Annotated in this window: 4 protein-coding genes and 1 pseudogene; 3 read left to right on the top strand and 2 right to left on the bottom strand. The window is 71.1% G+C overall.

Annotated elements, in window-relative coordinates; all coding sequences use genetic code 11:
- A partial coding sequence (gene lpxI, locus FV223_RS19290; RefSeq protein ID WP_147728521.1) for a UDP-2,3-diacylglucosamine diphosphatase LpxI occupies window positions 1–437 on the top strand: 437 nt, incomplete at its 5' end.
- Window positions 434–1,582 (top strand): lipid-A-disaccharide synthase, encoded by a 1,149-nt coding sequence (gene lpxB, locus FV223_RS19295; protein WP_147728522.1) that lies wholly within the window; start codon window positions 434–436, stop codon window positions 1,580–1,582. The genes lpxI and lpxB, both read left to right, overlap by 4 nt.
- 214 nt (window positions 1,583–1,796) lie before the next feature.
- On the opposite strand, the gene gltA is transcribed toward lpxB, so the two are convergent.
- Both gltA and gltX read right to left on the bottom strand, forming a co-directional pair.
- Entirely contained in the window at window positions 1,797–3,086 is a 1,290-nt protein-coding gene (gene gltA / locus FV223_RS19300; RefSeq protein ID WP_147728523.1) for a citrate synthase, read from the bottom strand.
- A 208-nt stretch (window positions 3,087–3,294) separates the two neighbouring features.
- Window positions 3,295–4,722 carry a glutamate--tRNA ligase gene (gene gltX, locus FV223_RS19305; protein ID WP_147728524.1) on the bottom strand — a complete coding sequence of 476 codons (1,428 nt, stop codon included), beginning with the start codon at window positions 4,720–4,722 and terminating at the stop codon, window positions 3,295–3,297.
- A gap of 249 nt (window positions 4,723–4,971) precedes the next feature.
- Here gltX and FV223_RS19310 point away from each other — a divergent pair.
- Window positions 4,972–5,252: pseudogene (locus FV223_RS19310) on the top strand (competence protein ComEC); the annotation flags it as partial.

Below are 5,252 nucleotides of genomic sequence, written 5' to 3' on the forward strand. Positions count from 1 at the left end.
CCCGAGATCCCGATCGTCGACTACGTCTCGCCGAGCGTGTGGGCGTGGCGGCCGATCGGGCCGGCGGGGCTGAGCAGGTCCGGGGCGACCTCGTGGACGCCGCACACGGTGTGGCCGTTCTCCTCGAGCAGCGCGAGGGCACCGACCGCATGCTCGCCCGCGCCCGCACCGTCGGCCGCAAGCCGTGGGACCTCAGGCTCTGGGGCCGCGAGCGGGCGCTGCCCGCGACCGTGCTGGTGAAGTGCGCCAAGGACGACCAGGATCTCCGCATCGACCTGCCGGCGATCGGCCCGCGGACGGTCCGCAACGCGTCGGCCGCCGGCTGCGTCGGGCTCGCGGTCGAGGCTGGGCGGACGCTGCTGATCGACCGGGCGGAGACGATCGCCGAGGCCGACCGGCTCGGCCTCTTCCTGATCGGCATAGGGGTCGGCGCATGAAGATCTGGCTCGTCGCGGGCGAGGATTCCGGCGACCAGCTCGGCGCCAAGCTGATGGCGTCGCTGCACGAGGCCGCGGGCCGCCCGGTGACCTTCGGCGGCGTCGGTGGGGAGGCGATGACGGCGCGCGGCCTGACCTCGCTCTTCCCCCTCGATGACGTGGCGGTGATGGGCTACCTGCCGGTGCTGGCGCGGCTGCGCACGCTCCTGCGCCGCATCCGCCAGACGGTGGACGACGTGGTCGCCAACCGCCCGGACGTGCTCGTGATCATCGACAGCCCCGGCTTCACCCACGCGGTCGCCTCGCGGGTGCGCAAGCGTGCGCCCGAGATCCCGATCGTCGACTACGTCTCGCCGAGCGTGTGGGCGTGGCGGCCGTGGCGGGCGGCCTCGATGCGGGGCTTCGTCGACCACGTGCTCGCGCTGCTGCCGTTCGAGCCTGAGGCGCACCTGCGGCTCAACGGGCCGCCCTGCACCTATGTCGGGCATCCGCTGATCGAGCGGTTCTCCGAGCTGCGGCCGGACGCCGCCGACGCGGCGTCGCGGGAGGCCGTGCCGTGGCGCGTGGTGGTGCTGCCGGGCTCGCGCCGATCCGAGATCGAGCGGCTGATGCCGGTCTTCGGCCGCACCTTGGCGCGCATGGCGCGGGACGTCGGGCCGATCGAGGCGGTGCTGCCGGCGGTCACCCGTCATCGCGCCTTGATCGAGCGCATGGCCAAGGCCTGGAGCGCCCCCGTGCGCATCGTCGCGGGCGAGGCCGAGAAGTACGCCGCCTTCCGCCAGGCGCGGGCCGCGCTCGCCGCCTCCGGCACCGTGACGCTGGAGCTGGCGCTCGCCGGCGTGCCGATGGTGGTGGCCTACAAGGTCTCGCGGGTCGAGGAGGCGGTGGCCCGGCGCCTGATCCAGGTGCCGACGATCGTGCTGCCGAACCTGATCCTCGGCGAGAACGCGATGCCGGAATTCGTGCAGGCCGAGTGCACCGAGGACCGCCTCGCCACGGCGCTCGCCCCCCTGGTCACCGGCGGCGCCGCGCGGGACCGCCAGCTCGCGGCGCTGCAGCGCATCGACGGCCTGATGCGGCTGCCGGGCGACGAGGCCCCGAGCCGCAGCGCGGCGCGGGTGGTGCTGGCTGCGATTAGAACCTGAGGCTTCGGATCGTCGGGCTGCCGTCATTCCGGGGCGCCGCAGGCGAGGCCAGAATCCAGAGCCGCCGGCGATGCCTGCCGAAGGGCGGCCTGCGGTTCAGGATCCCGGGCTCTGCCTCGCAGCCCCGGAATGACGGGCGCGGGTTTTTGGCGACCGAGAGGCCCATCGCGCCGCCGACAGATCCGTCATCGGCCGACGGCGCTCAAAAGGCGCCTCAGCCGCGGTCGTTGATGCCGACGTAGTCGCGCTTGGTCGGGCCGACGTAGAGCTGGCGCGGGCGACCGATCTTCTGCGAGGGGTCCTCGATCATCTCGGCCCACTGCGCGATCCAGCCGACGGTGCGTGCCACCGCGAACAGCACCGTGAACATGTCGGTCGGGAAGCCCATCGCCTTGAGGGTGATGCCCGAGTAGAAATCGATGTTCGGGTAGAGCTTTTTCTCGATGAAGTACTCGTCCTTGAGCGCGATCTCCTCGAGCTTCATCGCGACCTCGAGCAGCGGGTCGTCGTGCTTGCCGAGCTCCTTCAGCACCTCGTGGGTGGTCTTCTGCATGATCCGCGCGCGCGGATCGTAGTTCTTGTAGACCCGGTGGCCGAAGCCCATCAGGCGGAAGGGATCGTTCTTGTCCTTGGCCTTGGCGACGTACTGGTCGACGCGGTCCGGCGTGCCGATCTCCATCAGCATCTTCAGCGCCGCCTCGTTGGCGCCGCCATGCGCCGGGCCCCACAGGCAGGCGACGCCGGCCGCGATGCAGGCGAACGGGTTCGCGCCGGAGGAGCCGGCGAGCCGCACCGTCGAGGTCGAGGCGTTCTGCTCGTGGTCGGCGTGCAGGATGAAGATCTTGTCCAGCGCCTTGGCGAAGATCGGGTTGATCTGATACTCCTCGCACGGGACGGCATAGCACATCCGCAGGAAGTTCGAGGTGTAGTCGAGGTCGTTCTTCGGGTACACGAACGGCTGGCCGATCGAGTACTTGTAGGCCATCGCCGCCAGCGTCGGCATCTTGGCGATCATGCGCATCGACGCGATCATGCGCTGGCTCTCGTCCGTGATGTCGGTCGAGTCGTGGTAGAAGGCCGAGAGCGCGCCGACGGAGGCCACCATCACCGCCATCGGGTGGGCGTCGCGGCGGAAGCCGGTGAAGAACCGGTTCATCTGGTCGTGCACCATGGTGTGGCGCGTGACGCGGTAGTCGAAGTCGGCCTTCTGGCCCGGCGTCGGCAGCTCGCCGAACAGCATCAGGTAGCAGGTCTCGAGGAAGTCGCCCTGCTCGGCGAGCTGCTCGATCGGGTAGCCGCGATAGAGCAGAACGCCCTCGTCGCCGTCGATGTAGGTGATCCTCGATTCGCACGAGGCGGTCGAGGTGAAGCCCGGATCGAAGGTGAAGGCGCCGGTCTGGGCGTAGAGCTTGCCGATGTCGACAACGTCGGGGCCGATCGTGCCGCTCTTGACGGGCAGAGAGATCTGCTTGCCGTCCACGGTGATGGTGCTGGCTGCGCTCATGGAACGTGGACCCTTTCCTGGCAACGAATCGAAGCCGGCCCAGGCTGCGCTCCGCGCCGCCCGGGACCCGAAGTCACCGGCATTTTGCTGCAGGTGCTCACAAGCCCATCGGGTTAGCGGATCGGCCGAGCGCCAGCAACGGGGCGGATGACAACCACGTCGAGACGCCAAGCGAAAACCGGGCCGCGCGTGCGCTGCGGCGGCGGTCTCAACCCTTCGTGATGCCGTCGCCGAGACGGGCGAGGCTCTCCGCGCGTCCCAGCACCGCCATCACGTCGAACAGCGGCGGCGAGGTCGTGCGCCCGGTCAGCGCCGCGCGCAGCGGCTGGGCGACCTGCCCGAGCTTCAGGCCGGCGGTCTCCGCGAAGTGCCGCACGGCCGCTTCCGTCGCGGCGGCGTTCCAGTCGGGCAGGGCTTCCAGCGCCGGCAGGATCGCGGCGAGCCGCCCGCGCGCCTCGTCGGTGAGGAGGGCGGAAGCCTTCTCGTCCGGCACCAGCGGCCGCGCGGCGGTGAGATAGTAGGCGCTGTCGAGCAGCTCGATCAGGGTCTTGGCCCGCTCCTTCAGCCCCGGCATCGCCGCGATGAGCTTTTCGCGAAGGGCCGGCGCGAGCGGTGCCGAGAGGCCGCGCTCCGGGCCGACGTTCGGCAGGATGCGCTCGATCGCGTCGACGAGGTCGGCGTCCGCCGCGCCGCGGATGTAGAGGCCGTTGAGGTTCTCGAGCTTGGCGAAGTCGAACCGCGCCGGCGAGCGGCCGATCGCCTTCAGGTCGAAGGCCGCCACCATCTCCTCGGTCGAGAACACCTCCTGGTCGCCGTGGCTCCAGCCGAGGCGGACGAGGTAGTTGCGGAGCGCGGCCGGCAGGTAGCCGAGGTCGCGGTAGGCGTCGACGCCGAGCGCGCCGTGGCGCTTGGACAGCTTGGCCCCGTCCGCCCCGTGGATCAGCGGGATGTGCGCCATCTTCGGCACCTCCCATCCGAGCGCCGAGAAGATCTGGCTCTGGCGCGCGGCGTTGGTGAGGTGGTCGTCGCCGCGGATCACCTGGGTGACGCCCATGTCGTGGTCGTCGACGACGACGGCGAGCATGTAGGTCGGGTTGCCGTCCGAGCGCAGCAGCACGAGGTCGTCGAGATCGCGGTTGGCCCAGGTGACGCGGTCCTGCACCGCGTCGTCGACGATCGTTTCGCCCTCGCTCGGGGCGCGCAGCCGGATCACCGGCTTCACCCCGGCCGGTGCCTCGGACGGGTCGCGGTCGCGCCAGCGCCCGTCGTAGCGCAGCGGCTTGCCCGCCGCCCGGGCCTGCTCGCGCATCTGCGTCAGCTCCTCCGGCGTGGCGTAGCAGCGATAGGCGTTGCCCGAGGCGAGCAGGCTCTCGGCGACCTCGCGATGGCGCTCGGCGCGGGCGTACTGGAACACCACGTCGCCGTCCCAATCGAGCCCGAGCCAGCTCATCCCGTCGAGGATCGCGTCGATCGCCCCTTGCGTCGAGCGCTCGCGGTCGGTGTCCTCGATGCGCAGCAGCATCCGGCCGCCCATCCGGCGGGCGTAGAGCCAGTTGAACAGCGCCGTGCGGGCACCGCCGATATGGAGGTAGCCCGTGGGCGAGGGCGCGAAGCGCGTGACGACGGGTGACGACATCGGACGATGGATCTTCTGGTGACGGGGCTGAAGGAGCACCCTGAACGCGGCCGCGGCACGGATCGGCCGATCCGGTTGCGCGCGTCTAGATCGCTCTGCGACGGAGGGAAAGGCGGTTCGTCGTCCCCGACGACGCACGGAAGCTGGGGACCTGCGCCCGGACCCGGCCCGGACGGCTCTAGCACGCCCTCGCGGATGCGTTAAGAATCGGGTCGGCGCAGCCGTTTCGCGCCGACCGGTGTGCCGATCATGGCGCGGGACATCGCACGATCGACGGGACGGGCCGTCGCCACGTCGGCATCAGGCCGCTCCCTGTCGCCCGCCGTGCTCGGGCCGGCCGTGCGCGGCTGGGTCGTCGGCGGGCTCGCGATCGAGGCCGAGCAGCGGCGGCTGTTTCCCTGGCTCGCGGTCGCCTTCGGCGCCGGCATCCTCGCGTTCTTCACCGCCACCGACGGCATGCCCTCGCTCTGGGCGCCCCTCGTCGCGGCCGCCGCCTGCGCCGCGACCCTGCCGTTCCTCGGTGCCCGGCC

Source organism: Methylobacterium sp. WL116 (genome assembly GCF_008039455.1).
Classification (GTDB): Bacteria; Pseudomonadota; Alphaproteobacteria; order Rhizobiales; family Beijerinckiaceae; genus Methylobacterium.